This window comes from Microbacterium resistens NBRC 103078 (assembly GCF_001552355.1).
GTDB classification, from domain to species: Bacteria; Actinomycetota; Actinomycetes; order Actinomycetales; family Microbacteriaceae; genus Microbacterium; species Microbacterium resistens.
This window is the reverse complement of sequence record NZ_BCRA01000223.1, coordinates 1-1,085: the sequence shown is the minus strand read 5'-3', so window position 1 is coordinate 1,085 and position 1,085 is coordinate 1. Positions and strand designations below refer to the sequence as shown.

At 65.9% G+C, this 1,085-nt stretch carries 1 protein-coding gene; it reads right to left on the bottom strand.

Annotated features, from left to right (window positions below; all coding sequences use genetic code 11):
- Positions 1 to 14 precede the first annotated feature (14 nt).
- Positions 15 to 983 carry an IS481 family transposase gene (locus MR1_RS19125; protein ID WP_157518417.1) on the bottom strand — a complete coding sequence of 323 codons (969 nt, stop codon included), beginning with the start codon at positions 981 to 983 and terminating at the stop codon, positions 15 to 17.
- Positions 984 to 1,085: the final 102 nt, after the last annotated feature.

Here is a 1,085-nt window from a genome sequence, read left to right as displayed (position 1 = left end):
CTAGGTGTACCGGGTCAGGACGTTGGTTGCAGTCGGCTGATAGGGGGTTTGCCTCCGAGGGCTGAGTGGCGTCGTCCAGTGTTGTAGTGCTCGAGCCAGGGGTCAAGAGCTGCGGTGCGGACGTCGTTCGAGGTGAATGGTTGCCGGTAGGCCCATTCGGCCTGCAGGGTGCGGTTGAACCTCTCGACCTTCCCGTTCTGCCACGGGCAATGTGGTCGGATGAACTTCTGCCGGATGCCGTGTACCGCGCAGACCTCGCGTAGGGAGTAGCGGTAAGCCCATGCGTTGTCGGTGATCAGCCGCTCGATCCGGGGGATGCCGTGAGCGGCGAAGTAGCCGATCGCGCGCTCGAGGAACGCGGCGCAGGTCGGGCCCTTCTCATCCGGGAGTACCTCTGAGTACGCAAGCCGGGAGTTGTCGTCGATGACCGAGTGCACATAGTCATAGCCGTTACGGGTCTTCTTCTGCACCGTGCTCCGGCTGTCGGCACGACCGTTCGCCTTCCACCCGCCGCCATCGGGGATGCGGCCTAGTTTCTTCACATCCATGTGCACCAGCTCGCCGGGCCGGGCGCGTTCGTAGCGTATCGCGGTGGTCTTCGACGCGCGGATCCGCTCCCCGGTCATCGGGTCCAGCTCGGCCAGACGAGGCAGCCCCGCCCGGGCGAGGATGCGGGACACCGTCCGCGCCGGCACCCCGGTGCGCGCTGCGAGCTCATCGCGCCCGATTCGTTCCTCCTCCCGGATCGCCACCACCGCGGCCGCCGTGACATCGGGTGTGCGGTTAGCGATGTGGTGAGGACGTGAGGAGCGGTCATGGAGACCGGCCTCGCCCTCGGCCCGATAGCGATCCAGCCACCGCTTCACGCAGCGCCGCGACACCCCCATCGCCGCGGCGATATGCGCCTGCTTCCACCCGGCACGAGCGCGTTGGACGATCAGCAGCCTGCCGTGCACGGTCAAGCGGGCATTACGGTGAGACACGAGAACCTCCGAGTTCGTGAAGACGTAAGACATCTCCACTAGGCCCGGAGGTTCTCCCCATTCACAAGACTCGAACCGCCACCAACCTCATGGCCGGGTACA